Source organism: Bacillus timonensis, from assembly GCF_000285535.1.
In the GTDB taxonomy this organism is placed as follows: domain Bacteria; phylum Bacillota; class Bacilli; order Bacillales; family Bacillaceae_L; genus Ferdinandcohnia; species Ferdinandcohnia timonensis.
In genome coordinates this window covers 58,103-76,390 of record NZ_HE610985.1, presented here as the reverse complement: position 1 = coordinate 76,390, position 18,288 = coordinate 58,103, and the positions used below count along the sequence as shown (strand labels likewise).

The 18,288-nt window shown below is 34.9% G+C and carries 25 protein-coding genes and 1 pseudogene; 1 reads left to right on the top strand and 25 read right to left on the bottom strand.

Features of this window, described 5'->3' with window-relative positions:
• Positions 1-199: 199 nt before the first annotated feature.
• The 25 genes and pseudogenes from BTHG_RS00715 to BTHG_RS00605 all read right to left on the bottom strand — a co-directional run bounded on the left by BTHG_RS00715 (position 200) and on the right by BTHG_RS00605 (position 17,461).
• Complete coding sequence (locus tag BTHG_RS00715) at positions 200-730, bottom strand: GrpB family protein (protein WP_010280861.1); 531 nt, start codon at positions 728-730, stop codon at positions 200-202.
• A 147-nt stretch (positions 731-877) separates the two neighbouring features.
• Positions 878-1,708 carry a GNAT family N-acetyltransferase gene (locus BTHG_RS00710; RefSeq protein ID WP_010280858.1) on the bottom strand — a complete coding sequence of 277 codons (831 nt, stop codon included), beginning with the start codon at positions 1,706-1,708 and terminating at the stop codon, positions 878-880.
• Positions 1,709-1,962: 254 nt separating this feature from the next.
• The gene (locus BTHG_RS00705) at positions 1,963-2,769 is read right to left on the bottom strand and encodes an aldo/keto reductase (protein ID WP_010280856.1); all 807 of its coding nucleotides are present in this window, start codon (positions 2,767-2,769) and stop codon (positions 1,963-1,965) included.
• 273 nt (positions 2,770-3,042) lie between these two features.
• Positions 3,043-3,573 carry a hypothetical protein gene (locus tag BTHG_RS00700; RefSeq protein WP_010280850.1) on the bottom strand — a complete coding sequence of 177 codons (531 nt, stop codon included), beginning with the start codon at positions 3,571-3,573 and terminating at the stop codon, positions 3,043-3,045.
• A gap of 276 nt (positions 3,574-3,849) precedes the next feature.
• A complete protein-coding gene (locus tag BTHG_RS00695; protein WP_010280848.1) occupies positions 3,850-4,197 on the bottom strand; it encodes a DUF1048 domain-containing protein in 348 nt (115 codons plus the stop codon).
• Positions 4,194-4,538 (bottom strand): PadR family transcriptional regulator, encoded by a 345-nt coding sequence (locus BTHG_RS00690; protein ID WP_010280847.1) that lies wholly within the window; start codon positions 4,536-4,538, stop codon positions 4,194-4,196. Before BTHG_RS00690 ends, BTHG_RS00695 begins: the two co-directional genes overlap by 4 nt.
• Before the next feature lie 302 nt (positions 4,539-4,840).
• The gene (locus tag BTHG_RS00685) at positions 4,841-5,659 is read right to left on the bottom strand and encodes an ADP-ribosylglycohydrolase family protein (RefSeq protein WP_010280846.1); all 819 of its coding nucleotides are present in this window, start codon (positions 5,657-5,659) and stop codon (positions 4,841-4,843) included.
• A 72-nt stretch (positions 5,660-5,731) separates the two neighbouring features.
• Positions 5,732-6,418, bottom strand: coding sequence for a YjjG family noncanonical pyrimidine nucleotidase (locus BTHG_RS00680; RefSeq protein ID WP_010280845.1), 687 nt, complete (start codon positions 6,416-6,418; stop codon positions 5,732-5,734).
• A 61-nt stretch (positions 6,419-6,479) separates the two neighbouring features.
• Complete coding sequence (locus BTHG_RS00675; RefSeq protein WP_010280843.1) at positions 6,480-7,217, bottom strand: class I SAM-dependent methyltransferase; 738 nt, start codon at positions 7,215-7,217, stop codon at positions 6,480-6,482.
• A 70-nt stretch (positions 7,218-7,287) separates the two neighbouring features.
• Positions 7,288-7,986, bottom strand: a complete 699-nt coding sequence (locus BTHG_RS00670; protein ID WP_010280841.1) for an SGNH/GDSL hydrolase family protein — start codon at positions 7,984-7,986, stop codon at positions 7,288-7,290.
• 136 nt (positions 7,987-8,122) lie between these two features.
• Positions 8,123-8,455 (bottom strand): MmcQ/YjbR family DNA-binding protein, encoded by a 333-nt coding sequence (locus BTHG_RS00665; protein WP_010280839.1) that lies wholly within the window; start codon positions 8,453-8,455, stop codon positions 8,123-8,125.
• A 55-nt stretch (positions 8,456-8,510) separates the two neighbouring features.
• Positions 8,511-8,696 carry a hypothetical protein gene (locus tag BTHG_RS26570; protein ID WP_148361125.1) on the bottom strand — a complete coding sequence of 62 codons (186 nt, stop codon included), beginning with the start codon at positions 8,694-8,696 and terminating at the stop codon, positions 8,511-8,513.
• A gap of 673 nt (positions 8,697-9,369) precedes the next feature.
• The gene (locus tag BTHG_RS27225) at positions 9,370-9,579 is read right to left on the bottom strand and encodes a group II intron maturase-specific domain-containing protein (protein ID WP_232284422.1); all 210 of its coding nucleotides are present in this window, start codon (positions 9,577-9,579) and stop codon (positions 9,370-9,372) included.
• Positions 9,580-9,719: 140 nt separating this feature from the next.
• Positions 9,720-10,145, bottom strand: a complete 426-nt coding sequence (locus BTHG_RS27560) for a reverse transcriptase domain-containing protein (protein WP_269719474.1) — start codon at positions 10,143-10,145, stop codon at positions 9,720-9,722.
• Positions 10,146-10,167: 22 nt separating this feature from the next.
• Positions 10,168-10,659: a reverse transcriptase domain-containing protein gene (locus BTHG_RS27555; RefSeq protein WP_269719473.1), complete on the bottom strand. Its 492-nt coding sequence runs from the start codon at positions 10,657-10,659 to the stop codon at positions 10,168-10,170.
• 703 nt (positions 10,660-11,362) lie between these two features.
• The gene (locus tag BTHG_RS00645; protein WP_083849023.1) at positions 11,363-11,770 is read right to left on the bottom strand and encodes a hypothetical protein; all 408 of its coding nucleotides are present in this window, start codon (positions 11,768-11,770) and stop codon (positions 11,363-11,365) included.
• Positions 11,771-11,815: 45 nt separating this feature from the next.
• On the bottom strand, positions 11,816-12,109 hold the full coding sequence (locus BTHG_RS00640) for a hypothetical protein (protein ID WP_010280834.1): 294 nt from the start codon (positions 12,107-12,109) through the stop codon (positions 11,816-11,818).
• A gap of 386 nt (positions 12,110-12,495) precedes the next feature.
• Positions 12,496-12,783: a hypothetical protein gene (locus BTHG_RS00635; protein WP_010280831.1), complete on the bottom strand. Its 288-nt coding sequence runs from the start codon at positions 12,781-12,783 to the stop codon at positions 12,496-12,498.
• Positions 12,770-12,937: a hypothetical protein gene (locus BTHG_RS26065; RefSeq protein WP_010280828.1), complete on the bottom strand. Its 168-nt coding sequence runs from the start codon at positions 12,935-12,937 to the stop codon at positions 12,770-12,772. Before BTHG_RS26065 ends, BTHG_RS00635 begins: the two co-directional genes overlap by 14 nt.
• 83 nt (positions 12,938-13,020) lie before the next feature.
• Positions 13,021-13,122: pseudogene (locus tag BTHG_RS27215) on the bottom strand (carboxymuconolactone decarboxylase family protein); the annotation flags it as partial.
• Positions 13,123-13,290: 168 nt separating this feature from the next.
• Positions 13,291-13,713 (bottom strand): FosM family fosfomycin resistance protein, encoded by a 423-nt coding sequence (gene fosM, locus BTHG_RS00625; protein ID WP_010280825.1) that lies wholly within the window; start codon positions 13,711-13,713, stop codon positions 13,291-13,293.
• 40 nt (positions 13,714-13,753) lie between these two features.
• Complete coding sequence (locus BTHG_RS00620; protein WP_010280822.1) at positions 13,754-14,227, bottom strand: hypothetical protein; 474 nt, start codon at positions 14,225-14,227, stop codon at positions 13,754-13,756.
• A 305-nt stretch (positions 14,228-14,532) separates the two neighbouring features.
• Positions 14,533-15,129: a CBO0543 family protein gene (locus BTHG_RS00615; RefSeq protein ID WP_010280819.1), complete on the bottom strand. Its 597-nt coding sequence runs from the start codon at positions 15,127-15,129 to the stop codon at positions 14,533-14,535.
• A 241-nt stretch (positions 15,130-15,370) separates the two neighbouring features.
• A complete protein-coding gene (locus BTHG_RS26565) occupies positions 15,371-15,586 on the bottom strand; it encodes a hypothetical protein (RefSeq protein ID WP_010280816.1) in 216 nt (71 codons plus the stop codon).
• Between the two features lie 195 nt (positions 15,587-15,781).
• Positions 15,782-17,461 (bottom strand): tryptophan-rich sensory protein, encoded by a 1,680-nt coding sequence (locus tag BTHG_RS00605; protein WP_010280813.1) that lies wholly within the window; start codon positions 17,459-17,461, stop codon positions 15,782-15,784.
• Positions 17,462-17,749: 288 nt separating this feature from the next.
• Here BTHG_RS00605 and BTHG_RS00600 point away from each other — a divergent pair, with 288 nt between their 5' ends.
• Complete coding sequence (locus tag BTHG_RS00600) at positions 17,750-18,001, top strand: WGxxGxxG family protein (RefSeq protein ID WP_010280811.1); 252 nt, start codon at positions 17,750-17,752, stop codon at positions 17,999-18,001.
• The last annotated feature ends 287 nt before the right edge of the window (positions 18,002-18,288 follow it).

Genomic DNA, 18,288 nt, shown 5'->3' with positions numbered 1-18,288 from the left:
CAATGTCTTTTTCTTCAGCAAGTCTAATATTCAATTCATTTCACCTCATACATATTGATTTCTGTTTAGCTATTCGTTTCACTTATTCATATGAATTCAACAAAAAAGGTGGTTAATCCTTCTAGATCAACGCACCTAATAGTTAAACTATCATTCTTCAAAATCTCCCTATATTCATATTTCATGAACTGCATCGTTACTAATAAAAACCTCTTCTCTGCGATGCCCATTCTTGTGCTTTATCCACTAAATCATTAACGAACTGCTGTTTTCCCGCTTGATACTTATGATGTTCATTTGGATATTGTTTCGCTAATTTTATTTTCAACACTCCATACTTTTGAGCTTCCGAAGGATTGTGTATTAGGTATTCTTTAAAATCTAAATGAATTTTGATGTGTTCACTTCCGACTTGGAAGATATGTAAATGATGTGTTCTATTATCCTTGCCTTTTATATAATATCTTCTTCCAACAATCCCATTCTCACCTTTCGGTTCATACCCCCATGAAATTATTTCACTATTATATAAATCTACGTTTCCAATATCCTTAACAACCATTAAAATATCGATTATCGGTTTGGCATAGCCTATTGTTGGTATTGAGGTGCTTCCAATATGAAAAATCTCAACTAATTCATCTTTTACTATCCCTTTCAACACTTTCTCTTCCTGACTATATGATTTTTCCCAATCTTCACTCCAAGGTAGTATTTTGGTTCCTCTCAAATGGCTTCCCTCCATTACCATCATCATAGACAGTTAGTACTTATTTGATAATCTTGTTCACCGAAACTGCTCCTTTAATTTAATATCTTCAACAACAATAAGCGATAATCGTTTTTGGATGATCGCACCCGTTGGTTGAATTAAAACCTAATACAGCTTAAATTCATATCCCTTATAGTTAAATACATTTCTAAATCCTATATTCTCTGCAACCGCAATCGAAGGGTTGTTGGATTCCATACAATCCCAATACGGAACTAGATTATTGTCCAAACATTCTTTTACGAATGCTAAAGCAACTTTTTGTGCTAACTTTTTACTTTGATGCTCTTTCAAAGTTTCAATATCAATACAGTGAACATTGTCAACTACAAAACCTGAAAAACACACACTTACAATTTCATTATTATAAACAACACAGTAACCAACGCCTTCACTAAAGAACTTCTCTGGTAAAGACCAAAACTCTTCTATCTTGGAATGTAAAAATTCAATGTTTTTAATTGATTTGTCGCTGTTATTATAAAGCACTTCACTAATTTGGACAATATTATATCCTTCTTCAATAGTAAGATTAGAGGTGCCTTTATAAACGATTTTTTGCAACGTATAAACCCTTTGATTCCAGCTTCCTAAGACTCGGTCTTTAAATACGTTTTTAATCGTTTCATCCCAGTTACTATGATTACCAATACCCTCAAACCAAGTTAATCCTACCTTTCTTGCCTCTGGTACAATTACCGCATCTATAAAATGATTTAATTGGGTATTGAACCCTTCGTTCCTTTCATTTCCAATAAAAATAAAACCATCGTTATTACCTAACCAAATAAGCCCCGAAGAAGGAGAGTCCACATCATCTACAAAAATACGACCAGGGTTTACTCCTTCGACCACTGCTCTAGCTTCTATTTGACCTTGCTCATTTAATAAGTCTTTGCATTTATGGAAATCAATTTTTTTCAATTCTGATATCATTGCTTCCACCTAACCTACTCATCATTATTCGTTCTGAAATCGGTTTTCCTGAATCCTACACCGTTACTTGAATTAGAAAAAAGCTTTAACTCATATAAACGAAAGTTACTCGTTATAGTAATATTTTATAAAAATATTACTCTTACAACAGACCTGCCCCCCCTTTAAAAACGGTACTACTCCAATCTCATTGTCTTAAAAAAATCAAAATCCTAGTAATATAATTGATATCACTAGGATGAAGGACTAACTCATTATAAGTTTTCAATTTTTTCTATATCTTCTGCAGTTAATTCGAAATCGAAAAGGTCTATATTAGATGCTTGATTTTCAGGGTTGTGTGATTTAGGAATAACGACCACACCGCGTTGGATTTGGTATCTTAATAAGACTTGTGCACCAGATTTTTTATAAGCTTTGCCGATTTCATCCAAAACTTCTTTTTGTTGGGCTTCTGCTTTCATAGGTCCCCACGCAACAGGTGTAATGCCCTCGTCTTTTAATACTGCAAGGAGATCCTTGTTCGGTTCTTTTAAGTTAATTTGTATTTGGTTAACAGCTGGCTTCACTTTAGCAAATTCTTTCAATTCATCTAGATGATTTTTTCCAAAGTTTGAAACGCCTATTGCTTTTAGTTTGCCCGCTTCGTAATATTCTTCAAAGACTTCCCAAGTGTTTTTAAGTTGAACTTTGTCTTCAATAGGGAAGTGAATAAGAAGCAGGTCGAGATAGTCAGTTTGAAAGTTTTTTAAACTATTATCTATAGCTACTCGAGTAGCTTCTTTTGAAGAAATATATTCTTCGTTGGCTGGAACCTTTGTCGTAATAAATAACTCTTCTCGAGGGACTATGCCCTCTGCTAAAACTCTTCCGACAAGTTCTTCGTTTCGATAAATGATAGCTGCGTCTATTGATCGGTATCCTAACTCAAGTGCTGATACAAGTTCAGGAATTTCATTTGTTAACGCACCGTTATATTCGTTATTTACTTTTCCATAAGTATTTGTACCTGTACCTACGATTGGCATTTTTATCCCATTATTAAGTGTAATGTATTCCATGTTTTTAAGCACTCCCTCTGTATACTCTAATTCCTTTACTTACAAAGTACATTATAACAAATTGTAGAATTTTCAAAAAGCAATATAAGTTAAGGCATTAATCCTATTTAGCTCAACGCATCCGTTAGTTTTAATAAGATTTTCTTTAATTGCTCCTCTTAAGAGTAACTTGGAATGGAGGTTTTTATGAAAAAAGCCTTTTAATATTGATGTTATTTTTCAACTAACCTGCTCTGTTTGTTCAATAATGAATTCAACACAACAAAAAAGTGCTTAATCCTTCTTAGAGCAAATCCCCCTTAGGTTATCATCTATCATTCTTTTTAAGAAATCTATTTTTCTTATATCTTTATTATTATTGTTATCTGCTCGATAACTATCCCTAGATGAAGATTCATAAACACGTAAATACTGATGAGGATTTAGTAAATAATACTTTATCCCTTCCATTTGCTGCATTTCTAAATCCTCTACTTGTATTCCTGCGAAACTTGGTAATGTGTCAATAATACCAAACTCAACTGACAATCCATCTTTAGAGAATTCATGTTCATGCAAATCACTTAAGCTGTATCCCTTTGACTTCATAATGTCCACTATCTCGTTCCAGTTATGTATATTTAATTCGGGCGGTACTTCCCATCCTCCTTTATCACCAGGCACATGAATATCTAAGTCTACTGCATCCCAACCCTTTCCTGTAACAACTTCTAAACCAACCGAACCCATTAACAAAGGAATAATTTCAATTTCATTTAGATTTTTTGCTATTTTAATAAACTCATTAAACTTGTGATTATCCAACTATACATTCCCCTCCCTTTTACCATAATAATTCTTAAATTAACCTACCCCGGTAGTCGCAGGGATTTATTTTTATAAATAAACACGTTAAAACCATATGTTATTTTAATCATGCAAAGTACAACAAGAACAAAAATGCACCGTTTGTTAATGAAGGAATACTCAAATAATTCTACAAAAAAGGGTGCTTCTCCTTCTTAGGAGAGCACCCTTCTAACTCAAATCCATTTTTTTATACAGTCAATCCATGAAAGTTGTTGAACCATGCATTAAGATTTATCTTTTACTACGACCAATTGTATCGTTCAACTTCTTGCGATACTTATCACTCCACGTTTTCTCATCTTTCACTAGGTCATCGCAGAAGGCAGCCACGTCCTCGCCCGTAAGGTCAGTAACTTTCTTGCCATGTGCTGCACCTTCCTCAAACAGGTCGAGAATGCCGCAAAAGATACGGTTGCTGTCCTTCCAGTCGGTTGGACCACCTCCAGCGGTCCACATATATTTTTGGATCGCTTTATAAGCATTGCAGTACTCAGTTGGAAGTGTCTTCGCACGTGCCTCCATTGCTTTCCACTCCCGCTTGTCTTCCAGACTTCCGATAATTTTTTCAAAAATACTCATTTTACATTCTCCTTTTTAGTTTCTTTCGATTTGAGTTGATTCATTTTACTGGATATAAAGTTCCATTTTTCCCAAAAGTTTTTTAGCTTTTCTTGTCCAGCCTCGTTGAGTGTGTAAAATTTTCTCGGAGGTCCCATAGTGGATGGCTTTTTCTCGATATTCACTAGATTGTTTTTCTCAAGTCTCATGGTAATCGTATAAACTGTTCCTTCAACTACATCCGTAAATCCGAGTTCTCGAAGTTGTTGCGTAATTTCATACCCGTATGTTTCGCCACGGCTGATAATTTCAAGCACACAACCTTCAAGTACCCCTTTCAGCATTTCTGTAATATTTTCCAATTGTTTTCCCTCATTTGTATTATGCTACTATTTTAGTACTCTGTATCACCGGTATTCTGTATTACTAATTACTGACTATATAGTATCGCAGAGTAGCATGTCCTGTCAAGAAAGATTAAACAATGATTTTATCGAACAACACCGTACCCTTATATATGAAAAAAGCAGCCATGAATGGCCGCTGTTCTTGTTTTCTTCACCCATTTTATCCTTTCTTCTGGAGGCATTTTAAGAAGACAATTATGCACTAAATCTATATTAGGTGAGGCATTCCACATTTCTACTTTGGACCCATACCTATTTCAAAATAAACATTTATTCATTAACTCTTTATTTGCTAATTCTTCAATCCATTTCTTTGGTATGTTTTCAAAACCATAAATAATACCAGCGAGCCCTCCAGCTATTGCAGCTACTGTATCGGTATCATTACCTAGATTCACGGCTTTACATACACAGTCTTGGTAGTTGCTGGTTGTTGCTACACACCATAGAGCTGCCTCTAATGTTTCTACAACGAAGCCACTAGAACGAATTTCTTCTTCTAGAAGCTTGTGAATATAAGGCAACCTGTTGAAAGGTTCAGCACCATTTATACTCTGTAGGATTTCTCTAATGTTCTCCCCATTCAGAAGACTTTTTGCGATTGCTACGTATAGAACACAAGCATTTGTTGACCACTCGTGTGCATGTGTTAAACTCGATACCTTTATGATTTCTTCTTTTGTACAATTTGTAAATACGAGCGGAAGTATTCTCATTAGTGACCCATTCCCATTTGCATTTACGTCGTTTATCCCCTGGCCAGTTAATATAGCCTGTTCTGTTGTGCCGCCTATGTCGAATACTTCATTATGCGCTGTAAATGTCCCATTGAAATACCATGATTTGAAATTCTTCATGATATCTTCTGGATCTATCGTATCCTTGTCCTTTATGCTTTTGCATGTTGCTATCGTCATTGATGTATCATCCGACCAAGTTCCTTTTGGCTGATTCCATGTTCCATAACCGACCATATCCGAACAATTAAACGTTCCTCTCTTCTTAAATTCATAGGGAACTCCTAATGCGTCAGCAACAGCAAATCCATATACAGCATCTTTTAATTTATTTTTCATACCTCCACCACCTTCCTTCACCATTTATTTGCTGCTTGTTTCCGTTTTACTTTCGTCAAAAATTGAATGCACTTATTTTATTATCTCTAACAGGGTTTCTAATTTATTTATTTCGTATGTAGGTGTTATAGATGTATGATTTTCCTTATACGCAGGATTGAACCAACAAGTATCAATCCCATAGTTCATTCCACCTTGAATATCAGAAGTTAACGAGTCACCCACCATTAGGACGTTGGATTTATTTGTAATTTGGAGCTTACGAAATGCATAATCAAAAATTTCTGTTTGTGGTTTTTGAAATCCAGTGGATTCAGAGATAATCAGATGTTCAAATCTACCTTTTAGCGGGGAATTGTTCATTCTTGAAATTTGTACGTTCGTGTACCCATTCGTAATAATTGCTAAGCGCTTATGTGAGAGATCAGCAACAACTTTTTCAGCTCCTTGAACGAGGTGGGTTTGTTCTCCAAGAAATGTTAAATACTCTTGATTGAATACACCCCCGTCTATTTCAAGCTTATGTTCTAAAAATAATCTCCTAAATCTCTCTGAACCTAGTTCACCAAGACTCATTTTTCCGTTTTCTAAATCTCTCCACAGCCCTTTACTGATTTCTTGGTAACTCTCTTCGTATTGTTTTAGGTTAGTTTCTAAATTATATTCCTCAAAGACTTTCATAAAAGCTGCTTGCTCCGACTTCGCAAAATCAAAAAGCGTATCATCTATATCAAAAAATATTATGTCATAATTCTTCATTTTATCCCCCACTACTTTCTATTACGGTTAAAGACTACTAAACATTATTCATCAGAAATCATCATACCTTTCCCAAATAGCTTCTTGTTCTATTTGGAATAATGATTGTATCCTTGTTGCTATATTTTTCAAATAGTTTCGTTAATGCAGTAATAAAGGGTGTATATTCCATGTCGGTCACCTTTGGGGAATAGGAAGCAGATAAGTATCTACCTAAAAATTCATCTAAATTATGTTGCAAGTCATTACGAAAGTAGGTGAATTCATACTTTCCATCTTTGAAAAACTGATGAAAAGGAATTGGCTTTTCCTCCATTCCACCGCTAAAACCTTTAAAATTCGGACAATACTTTTTGCAAATATCACCACATTCTTTGTTTATCTCGCTTGACCCATGCCGGCTATTCCAAACAAGGGCCACTTTTGCATCCTCTTTCAAAATACGTTGACATTCCAATCTGAACTGCTCCATGTCGAACCAGTGAAATGCCTGTGCTACCGTTATTAAATCTATACTATTATCATTCAATGTTGTGTTTTCAGCCGTGGCTTTAATCGAAATAAAACGAGAACCATGCTTTATTGTTTGTTCAGCTACTGTTCTCATATCATCATTTGGCTCCACTCCAATTACAGTACATCCCCTTCCAAGAAGCTGCCTACTTAAAATCCCAGTCCCAGATCCAATATCGGCAATAAGACAATCCTTATTTAAGCCAGCTTTAGAATCAAGGGGGTAACTGGGACGAGATTTTGCATATATCTCAGCTTTGTCTGTGAATTTATCTGTTGAGTCCATCAAAACCACCTACTCCTTTTGGCAATTATCCTATTGCCTGCAATTACTACCTTCATATAAAAAGTAGTTATTATTCAATGGACTTATTGTCGTTGAATAAAAGTCGGTCTATCATCGTAGAATATTCGTCCGCAACAAGTGCTGCACCTGCACTATTTAAATGGATTCCATCTAATGTTAAGTATAGTCTTCGTTTCTTTGATAACTTGTCAATGCGAGTTGGGTTTTTATAAAGGAGAACATCCATCATCACTCTCATAACGTTGATACTGAGGTAATCTGAACTAGTGACTTTAGAAAGGCGTTTCTCAAATACTGAATGCATATCCAAAAAACTTACATGTACATGTTCTCTAGAAAGGGATTGGATGATAGAGGTTACATTTTTTATTTCTTTGTTGTATTCATTCTTTGTAATTTCACCCACTAATGCTGGCGAAACCGTAACAATTTGTTTAGCAGACGCAATAACCATATTTAATACTTTGTTGTAGTACTCCCTAAATTCATCGAGATCATTTGCCATAGGCTGTGCTTGGACATTCAACAATTTAGAATACACATCATTGACTCCAATCCAAAGAAAAATCTGTTCATAATTTGTTTCTACTTTACTTTTTGTTAAACGGTTATACAAACTTTTAACTGTCTCCCCTGGTTTGCCAAGATTATCAAATGAAATATTTGGGTAGCTTTCTTGTAAAATGGTAACAAAAGACACTCCAGGATGACCTTCTGTTAAACTGTCACCTATGAGTCCAATTTTCATTGTTTATTTCCTCCTTTTTTATTGACCGTAAAAGTCGAAATTGCTTGTTAAAAAGAGGTTCAAGCTCACTTATTCTATTTAAATAATTTCCTTAACATTCATGTTATCAATAGAAATTGGATACTATTTGTGTGTTTTATTTTTTCTTCGTTAAATGATAGCTCCGTCTAATCAGATCATATATAATTTCATCTGGAATGGTGCCGTCAAGAATAATAGAATTCCAATGATCTTTATTCAGGTGAAAAGCAGGAACGATTGAAGAGTAATTCTGTCGATAGAAATCCAACCAATCAGGCTCACACTTTACATTCATCCAAATATGGTCATCTTTATTAAATATCCACGCGAAAACCTTTTTGTTTTCATTATGTCGCATTAAAGTCCAGTTTTTATCATTAAATGGATAATCTTCATATGTATTGTCCAATTTCATACAGTATTCAATCGCTTCTTTTCTCGTTTTCAATTTTTCACACACCTTCAACATACTTATGAGCAAATCTAACTTTTTAAACTGTCCCTTAAAATCTATTAATTTGTATTACGTCATCAGAAGGGGTTAGATACTTCTTTTCTCCAATTGTGAAATCAGCACCCTGACGTTCTACTTCAACATATTGAATAACTTGATCATCGTTAACGAATACCATTAGATAGATATCGTCTCTGAAATCGATATTACTTGGGTCTTTGAAGTCAATGCCCAATTCTTCTTCTATTCCTTTTTGGGTACTATACGGCGTAAATAGAAATGCCTTTTCCCAATCGAAAGTCGTTATTGATTTAAGACTTATCTCACCCTTGGTTTTATCTACTACAATCGAATTAAGAGACTTTCCTAATTCTATATTATGCTCAACATTATTACACCCCGCTACTAGGAGGAAAATAAGGATGAAAACAAAAACCATTTTCTTGATAACAAATCTCCCCTTCCAATAGAATCACTAATCTTCATCGAACTCTATGCAATGCCCAGATTTCTATCTTTTTGGATAATAGATTGTAAACAATTCTTCTGTTTACTTTACATTCAACAAATATGAGTATTATACCTTCTAGTTATCATATTTTGGTAGAGCCACTTTTTGTAACGAGAAAAAATGTAAGATAATAGTAACGGGTTCTGTTTTGAAGTACAAAACTAAAAACAGATGGGAAAATAGCAAGTTAAATCATATACAAAAGAAACACAGAAATTTGTAACGGCGTTTTTTGTATTTATTCTTGTTAACTGTCGAGTAGAAGGGAATCTCTCTACCTCACGGTAGATTGTATTCCTCCCCCCTCACAGAACCGTGCTTGCGCAATTAACGCACACGGCTCCTCCTAGTTACCTTTCACATAATATAGCTAATCTCTTTTCTTAAGTCATAAATGTTAACCTTGATTTTTGCGTAAGGTAATGGGTATTTTTTTAAGAAAGAGTCTGAATTTATCCCAGGTAAATGATTTCCTTTGACTTCTTCTATTGAGCCATTTAAACAGTAAGTACCCGATTTTGTCCCTGAATTTATTTACACTTTGAGTATTATCTGTGATGCAATAATAATTGTAATAACCTAAAAGAGAGCGTCTAAATCTATCCATAATCATATGAATATCTTTATTTCTATTATTCTTTAACCATTCCTTAGATTCTTTGAGTTTTCCTTGGATTTTCTTCCTACTTGTCTTTCGTTTCACTCGGAATTTTCCTTGTTTACTTTTCCCACAATAGTGCGTAAAACCTAGGAAATCAAAGGTTGCTGATTTACTGTTCCCCTTTGTTTTGCATCCTTATCCGCAAACTTTCCGAAGGGAATAATTTTAGTTTTATCTTCAGCTATCTCTAAGTTAAACTTCTTTAATCTTAGTTTCAATGATTGAAAGAATTGTTCTGCCTCACTTTTAGATTGAAAACAACAGACAAAATCATCTGCATACCTCACCATGAATGATTGTCCTATACACTGTTTTCTAACCCTCTTCTCAAACCATAGGTCGAGAACGTAATGGAGGTAGACATTGGCTAATATCGGAGATATTACCCCACCTTGCGGTGTGCCATTATCTGTCTTGTATTTCTTACCTTCCTCCATATATCCACCTTTAAGAAACCTATTGATTAATCTTAATAGGTTAGGGTCAGAGATTCGCAGTTTTAAGAACTCCATCATCCATTTGTGGTCAACGTTGTCAAAGAATCCTTTTATATCTACATCTACTACATAAATTTACTGACCTCTTTTCAATATAGTGGTTCAGTATTTTCAACGCATCGTGGCAATTACGATTGGGACGGAATCCAAATGAGCAGTCTAGAAAATCATTTTCATAGATGGTATTTAATATTTTCGTTATGCCTTTCTGTACAATCTTGTCTTCATGCTCCGGTATTCCCAATGGTCTTTTCTTGTTTGAATTGAGCTTTGGAATGTACATTCTCCTTACTGGAACAGGGCGATAGCTTTTGCTTTTAAGCCTATTTACTAAATCCTCTATGTATTTTTCTAGATTTTCACTGTATTGCCCCTTAGTTGTACCATTAACCCCGGTTGCCTTCTTGTTAGGTAACTCATGGTGACATCTTATTAGTGATTGCTCATTTAATAAATGTGCAAGAGATGTAAACTTCATTTTAGGATCAGATTTTGCTAATTCTGCTATCCTTAGTAGTTTTGTTTCCATTTATTGTCCCTACCTCTGTGTGTAGTAAATGTGTCCCTAGTAAGGGTGATAACTGGTAGCTAGCCTTTCCTCCATTGGCATTACCCAACTTCATTGGTACTACGCTGCTATCCGACTCCCTACACGGCATTTGGTTTCCTTGCTTGTTATCGCTTGTAGACCATACTCTTCTAAAAAAAAAGAAAAGACCGGTAGGGTCTCCCGAGTTGCCGTATCATATCAATGTGTAGCGTGCCAAGGTCTCTGACTCCAGAGAGGTTTTATCCTTCTTGCCTTTGACGAAAGATAAAATGTAGCTTTCTGCTGTGCTTAAGGCATCAGCCCTCTCGATTTACTAACATTATGGAGCTCAATCCCTTCAACCATTTGGCTTTCGGCCCACTACCTAACTGTCTACGCTTAAAGACTAAAGTTACCTTTAGCCCTCCAAGACTCGCTACGAGCGAATGGCTAGTTCTTACTCGACGGGAATCCCACCCGCTATACGATACGACCTAAGCTCGGCCGCACAAGCACCCGTTCGTTTATAAACATTAAATCAGAAATTGAAGCCACTTATGTTCTGCTTCGTGTAATTCTAGTGCGCTTCGAAGCCATTTTTCATTTCACTGGTTTCTATAAGATCAGTTCAGACGGTTTTACAACGAACCACCCCTTTAGATAAAATATCCAAAGGGGAGAATACAGTACAACTTTATTTTAACTACTTTTTCTTCATTCTTATGCCCAATATAATGAGAGCAACATAGATTACGATGGCAATCGAATCTATAAGCGTGTCCTGAAGCACCGACACTTCAAAAGATGCCGTTACTCCAAGAATAACCAACAATCGGACGATTAGGATAATCACAATCAACCATGCGGAAAACCGGATTTTCGATTGATCAGCGTGAAATGACATGATAATAAAAGCTATACCAAAGACCAGATTCTCCACCGTAATGATGTGCCAGACATACGTGAATACTGTTTGGGTGCCCACCGATACCGCTTCCATATTGAGCTTCGGAAGCACAGTGGACTGCCCGTTCCATGCGTGCGTCAAGGCAAACAGAATTGCAAGGATGCCTGCAATCAGATAATAAAGATTCCTAACCTTGATGTTCATCACCACCTTCCTGGTTCCTTCTTTCTCTTTTTATTTTTTATTTTTCTAACTTATTCTATTTATACGTTTTCGTTCTAAAAATATAGGTGCGATATTTAGCAAGATAGAAACAATTGTCAAAAACCAAAATGCCCTTGCCATACCAGGTATTACATCCGATAAAGCCGCCCAATCTTCCACTTTTACCCACCGAGTTAGATAACTGTAATCTGCACAAATTGTTAATGCTGTAAATGACAATGCCATCGCCATAGCAAGTTTATAATCCTTTCCTGCTGCATACAAAGAAAGATTTATAACAGTTACTACTATTGCAATAACCCCAAATATTAACCACATAACTATACCCCCCTTATTTTTATTTATGTCGTGTAATGATTCTAATGTGCATCATCTCAATTTTTGCATTACCTTTTTATTAGACATTACTTTTGTGATTTTTTATTCCACAAACCTGCCCTGTTAGTTGAAGAACCTCTTTCTTAATTTTAACAGAAATATCCATCTCGAATTTAACAAATTAGAAAATCAGTTAAACATTGTTTTAACATATGGATTAGCAAACTTCTGTTATCTTACCAAAAGAGGTACGATTGAGGGTTAAAAAAAGAGCCCTTTTGATAGTACAAGGGGCACCCTTTCATTTCAATTATTATTTATACCCGCTCCTACGTTCTTGCTAGGAGCGGGCTGTTATCAATTCTTGTTAAGAAGTACGCTTTATTTTAATCAGTAGATCTTTCATCGATTTGAAGGGACTTTTGTAAGGTAATAATCTCGTTCTGTATACTTGGAAACTCTTTAATTTCAGGTACATTTTTTATAGTGGGTGATTGTTTTCTATTGGCGGCAATAGCCATTCTTTCACATACATAAATCAATTGGGAAAGGGTTTTAGCTGATAAAACAGGACAATTGTCATTTTTTGAGCTATTTTCGAGTAAATATTCTAAATGTTCAATGGAAAAGATGACCGGCCAATAATATTCAAGTGCTTGTTTATTGTAACTCACCTTCCTTTTCTGCCACGATGAAGCTTTCCGCAATTAACTGAATCCTCTCTATAAAAGCTTCTTTTGTTGCAGCCTCTTCTGCTGTGAAGCCTTCATTTTCAATGCATATCAACTCTTCTAAATCTGTAGCTTGAACATTTCTAAAAGAAATCATTTTTTATTACCTCTTTTCTATCTGATTTTCCTTCCTCAACTACCCACTACGTTCCATCCAATAATCACCAAAGAGGCCTAATTTCAATTAATAGCCTCTAGTCTCATCATTGCACCAAAGTATTGTGAAGTAGTGGTAAAAGTAATAAACGCGCATAGTTCACTTATTTCCTCTTCAGTGAAATATTCTCTCCATATCGTGAAAGTCGAATTTTTACAATATCAATATCAGTTGAGTATAGTCTTCTATGGCGCTATTTAAATTGGTACTACCAACAATGAAAAAACAAATTGTTAAGGCAAGCAAAATAGGTAAGTACCTTCGCATAGCTCTCCTTCATTTTTGGAATAAATTTAATTACAAAACTCCATATGTGTTTTTTCCTTTTTATAATAATCCAACCGGTCCTGTAGGGTACCTGTATGAAATTCAAATTTATGACCATCTGGGTCAGTAAAGTAAATTGACTTTTTATCTCTTTCGTCTCGCTGACGACCCGGTAATATGTTTACATTCAATTTTTGAAGTTTATGGTAGATGTTATCAAATTCAGTTTCTTCTATTGATAAAGCGATATGTGTATAGGATTGGCTTATTTCATTACGAGGAATTTCCTTTTCTTCATTAAGGGCAAGCCACATACCATTTACATCAAAATATGCGGTACTCCTACCCTTAACTAGTAATTTTGCATCAAACACATTCTTATAGAATTCTATTGAACAATCTAAATTAGAAACTGAAAATAACAGATGGTTAATCCCCTTTATTGACATTCTATCACCTCAATCATTTGAATATTTCATTTAATAGAACTTAATATAATTCAATAGTAGTGACGCTTTCTACATACCCACTTTCATCTTTAAGTTGAATAGCCAAAGTGAATGTACCTACCTTATTTGGAAGTAGCAAATACTCGTTACGAATCTCAAGTTCTTCGTTCTTTTTTTCATTTTCCCATAGAAAAGCCGATAGAATAGCATTGTCTAGTTTATTTTCATGATCTATCACAACAATTTTCAATTTACTTTCACGAGGTAACTTTTTATGATTGGAATGATTAGTAGCGGCTTCAACAGGATGATTTTCCGATTTGCTTTCTGAACCATCAGACCGAGCCCAACTCAAGTTGGAGTGCATCATTATGATTTGCTCCTCCTCAAAAACTAGCTTTATATCAGGCGGTTCTCCTGTCCAGTCATCCTTCATAAAATTTGAGCTTTCAATGAACGTAATGAATGCAGCTGCAATTATTACAACAAATATTATCGTAACTCCGGCAATCATCAGCAACCTTTTAACTATAATCCCCTCCAATGTACCTTAAATTAACAATCTTTACACGATTCGAATAAAGACCATAAATATTACCACAGGCAACCACAATACTAACATATTATTCCATTTCTATTAGAGATATTTTACATAAAAAAGCGACCAAATGAATGACCGCCTTTTTTTAATAGCCTTTTTAGTTCATTTTAGAAATTCACCTTTTACTAATTGAATAGATATTTTCTCCGGATCATTACTGCACTTAACAGAATATCTTACTACCGAGCTATGAAAAAAAACACAGGCGTTTTTCCCTGTTATTCCTGGTGTGGCCGAAAGAGGCTCCATTTATTCGATTTACTTAAAAACAGAAATACATCTGTTATCCATTTTGCTATCAGCCCAACAATTATGTAATACAAAAATAATTGAAAAAAGTTTTCTTTGCCTCCAAACTGAAATAAACCAATCCCCAGTAATAGGGGTTTTATAAAATATGCAAGAACAAGGCAAAGAAGGAGAAGCCAAAAATAATAATTTTTATTCTTATTCAGGGTATATTGGTAAAGAAGAATATAGGCTACTGGAACGAAAGATGAATCAAGCGCTACGTTAGAAGGGAGAACCGGTAGTAATTTATATGGATAAATCCACCATCCCCTTGTTACTCCAATTACATCGGAAATTGCAAAAAAGACGTGTACCCCATATCCATAAAAACCTAATTGAAATATTTTTCTTCGGTCGATAAATAGAAATAATACGATGAGAGGAAGAATAAACATTGCCAAGACAACCCAAAATTGCCATGTATGGAAATGAGAGTAGTCGTTCCAATAATCAATCCATCTCTCACTTTGTTGAACTTCTGCTTTTCTTATTTTTTCTATCAATCCCAATTGGTCCTTATTCACAAGTAAACCTCCTGTTTTTGATAGTATTTTCTATCTACTTTCGTTTATTCCATCTCTATTTCAATAAAATCGTGCTTGTTTATTTTTCAGTAAAAAATATCCGTCATCCTTTAAGAAAAGTTTTCTCTGTCAAAAAGTACAACATCACAATTAATATTCGAAACCTTACATGATAATAAGGAAAGTAAATTTGTTGGATGTAGACTAATTAAGTCCCTTCGACTATTTGAGGGGAACTTTTTTAGCTACTTACCAATATGTAATCTGCCCCTAATCCTGAGATTATTAAGGCAATCCCTATACCGAAGTTTACCTTTTTCTCATGTATTCCTGTCTTCTCTAATACATAGATTGGAATTCCTATTGAAAGTAAGTATTGAATACTACTTAGAATGAAGTTTTCTTTGAAGATAATGACAATTGGGTTATATTGATAAATTCCTGAAAACAAATCCAAATAGAAATAGCATCATCGGTATTCTTAATTTACACTTCACTCTTTAACCCCCTGAGAAATTGATATTGTTTAAGACCTCTTTTATATACTATCGCATGTTATATTTTACCAAAAAAGGAGTTGTTTATTTAACTTATTAAATTTTAATTTCACAAAAAAGTGTCGGTCACCGACCGACACTTTCTACAGAAAATATTAATGTAATCCTTGAATCACCAAGGCTTTTGCTGGTAAGAATTCTTCCCCTGTTTCAAGGTAAGTTACATTCACTGTATCGTCTACCTGTAAATAAATTGCTTTAGGCGTATTCTCAGACGAAATCATGTAACTTTGGTTATTATCCAATAAGAAGTAAACAATTGTTGCATTGTCTGCTTTTTCTTTATAGACACGCACGACTTTCCCGCTCACTTGTTTCTCTGTTGCTTCCGAGGTTCCGTCAACCTTTCCACCACCACGTTGCAATGCTGTTTTATATAGCTTTAACGCTTCATTTGGCGTATTACCGTACACGGAAATTTCCGGATTAGCAGCGGAGACGATAAAGTAATTCTGTAAAAATCCATTCGCATCCAATACTGGGGTTAACCAACTTGCCTCACCATAAAAGTTATAGAGAATCGGCATTTCGCCATCCCATTTCTTTTCAATGAATTTCTTTTCAATTATTTGGAGAGCACCATGTGAATCCATATACGATTCTTGTAAGTTACCAGTATAATAAGTAGCCTCTCCTGTTCTTGAATTCGTGAGGGAATATCCTAGCATCGAGTCAACGCCCTCTTTCGGACTCGTAAAATCAGTGAAATAATACATATCCCCATTTTCATCGAAAATCGGACTAACATTTGCTTCGGTTCCTTCATCTGATGGAAGTTTTACATCAGATTTTCCAAATTTGCTGTTCCAGAAACCATTGACATAATTCCCAAAATAGCTATTTTGCAAGCTAACCACTTCTGGGGATACAGCTCCATCAATAAAGGAAGGGACATCTTTTAATGCATACATCTCTGTTTTCCCAGATGCAGGGTCAACAAGGACGATTCCGTTAACTTCAAAACCATTTCGTGCTGAAATAAATTCTCCATATGAGCGAATATAAAAAGGCTTTCCTTCCTCATCGATTTCTAACTGAGGCTCCCCGTAAAAGATCATATTTGGATATTTCATGCGCATATGACGTTCTAGGTCCTTTTGAAAATAAGAGGATGGTGTATAAGACATTTCTGTTTTCACAAACTTAGGATTATCTGTTGAATCCGTTGCACTAATCGTGAAGTATCCTGGGGTATTTTTCCCATTCCACCATTTGAAAAACCCAGAAAATTCGATAGGAGCAATATACACATATTCGTTGTTTACCTTTTGAATCTGCAAATTCCCAAGCTCATAATAACTCGTATCTGGAACTTGGCCAAATGCCTTTTTCATTTTATTACGCGCAAACTGTGGAGGCACGCTAGCTGGTGTTTTGGTTTCGTCAAACACTTCTATCTCCGTTTCTTGCGCCATGGTAGCAACTTCATATTTTTCATCTGCATTAAATAGGAAAGCCGTTCCTAAATAAATACAAAATAAAAGGCTTCCTAAAAATAAAACACCTTTCATTTTTCTTTCTATCCCCGTTGCTAAGAATGCGCCAGCAGCGGTAACGATTAGTGCTAAAATCCAAACCGACGAAAAATTACGGTCAAGATTCGTAAGATAGAAAAAAATAAAAACTAGAGTGGTAGATAAAACCACACTTAGTAAGAAGAGACCGGTTTGAGGTTTTGCTTTATTTTCCTTCTCCTTATTACTTCGTAAAAACGGAAAAAGAATGAGAGTAGAGGCCAACCCAATAATAACTGAAAATAATAATATTGATTCCATAGTGACTCCTTTCAACTTTCATTACTATATATACGGATAACTATATAAAAAGTTTCTTTTGTTATTCATATTTGATTGAAAGCCAATAGACTGTCTCATTTGATTAACATCATACAGGTTGAATCCATTCTACATTACTAGCAGCTGATAGATTGTTCTTTATTGTGTTAAGTCCACCGTTTACTTACGTGTACTGCTTCACAGTTTTTTTAATATCTAATTACCTCTTGAATAATTATTCATGCAATTACAAACATTAATGGTAGTAATTATGAAAGGAGGGAAACTATGTCTAAAAAAATTCAATTTTCATTTTGTACTTTTTTGCTTACTGCAATGCTTTTAGGTATATCTACAGCTCATGCCACAGATTTTAACGATAACGCTGGGAGCGAAATCACTCATTTTGCACAAAATGGAAATGACGTTGCTAACGCTGATAATGACGACGATATGGATTGGGGCTGGATTGGATTACTTGGTTTAGCTGGTCTTTTAGGATTAAGAAGGAAAGATAACAACCAAGGAAATAACAGATAATCCTATACAACCTTGAAGCTATAATTGAGCAATTATTCATATCTAACCCACTAGAAAATAGTCTTTAAGGGTTACGGGTTCGATTTTAAAGTACAAGACTACGAATAGAAGGTAATTCTCATACAAAAAACACCGAATATTAGTACGGTGTTTTTTTGTATAACTATAGCTTCCCGTTAACTCAATAGGAAGATGGATAATCTATAATACTTTATCAGTTTCTTCACAAGCCCCTATCATTATTCTTTTTTAGGATTAAAATTAATTTTTGCAACATCACTAATGAT

What these genes read in the sequence shown, in the direction of transcription:
- BTHG_RS00645 (WP_083849023.1), bottom strand. Translation starts at nt 11,770, where the DNA reads ATGAACATCAAGGTTAGGAATCTTTATTATCTGATTGCAGGCATCCTT.
- BTHG_RS00680 (WP_010280845.1), bottom strand. Translation starts at nt 6,418, where the DNA reads ATGAAGAATTATGACATAATATTTTTTGATATAGATGATACGCTTTTT.
- BTHG_RS00695 (WP_010280848.1), bottom strand. Translation starts at nt 4,197, where the DNA reads ATGAGTATTTTTGAAAAAATTATCGGAAGTCTGGAAGACAAGCGGGAG.
- BTHG_RS00710 (WP_010280858.1), bottom strand. Translation starts at nt 1,708, where the DNA reads ATGATATCAGAATTGAAAAAAATTGATTTCCATAAATGCAAAGACTTA.
- BTHG_RS00670 (WP_010280841.1), bottom strand. Translation starts at nt 7,986, where the DNA reads ATGAAAATTGGACTCATAGGTGACAGTTTAACAGAAGGTCATCCTGGA.
- BTHG_RS00705 (WP_010280856.1), bottom strand. Translation starts at nt 2,769, where the DNA reads ATGGAATACATTACACTTAATAATGGGATAAAAATGCCAATCGTAGGT.
- BTHG_RS00620 (WP_010280822.1), bottom strand. Translation starts at nt 14,227, where the DNA reads ATGATTGCCGGAGTTACGATAATATTTGTTGTAATAATTGCAGCTGCA.
- BTHG_RS26065 (WP_010280828.1), bottom strand. Translation starts at nt 12,937, where the DNA reads ATGATTTCTTTTAGAAATGTTCAAGCTACAGATTTAGAAGAGTTGATA.
- BTHG_RS27555 (WP_269719473.1), bottom strand. Translation starts at nt 10,659, where the DNA reads ATGGAAACAAAACTACTAAGGATAGCAGAATTAGCAAAATCTGATCCT.
- BTHG_RS00675 (WP_010280843.1), bottom strand. Translation starts at nt 7,217, where the DNA reads ATGGACTCAACAGATAAATTCACAGACAAAGCTGAGATATATGCAAAA.
- BTHG_RS00685 (WP_010280846.1), bottom strand. Translation starts at nt 5,659, where the DNA reads ATGAAAAATAAATTAAAAGATGCTGTATATGGATTTGCTGTTGCTGAC.
- fosM (WP_010280825.1), bottom strand. Translation starts at nt 13,713, where the DNA reads ATGTCAATAAAGGGGATTAACCATCTGTTATTTTCAGTTTCTAATTTA.
- BTHG_RS00600 (WP_010280811.1), top strand. Translation starts at nt 17,750, where the DNA reads ATGTCTAAAAAAATTCAATTTTCATTTTGTACTTTTTTGCTTACTGCA.
- BTHG_RS00605 (WP_010280813.1), bottom strand. Translation starts at nt 17,461, where the DNA reads ATGGAATCAATATTATTATTTTCAGTTATTATTGGGTTGGCCTCTACT.
- BTHG_RS27560 (WP_269719474.1), bottom strand. Translation starts at nt 10,145, where the DNA reads ATGGAGTTCTTAAAACTGCGAATCTCTGACCCTAACCTATTAAGATTA.
- BTHG_RS27225 (WP_232284422.1), bottom strand. Translation starts at nt 9,579, where the DNA reads ATGGATAGATTTAGACGCTCTCTTTTAGGTTATTACAATTATTATTGC.
- BTHG_RS00640 (WP_010280834.1), bottom strand. Translation starts at nt 12,109, where the DNA reads ATGTGGTTAATATTTGGGGTTATTGCAATAGTAGTAACTGTTATAAAT.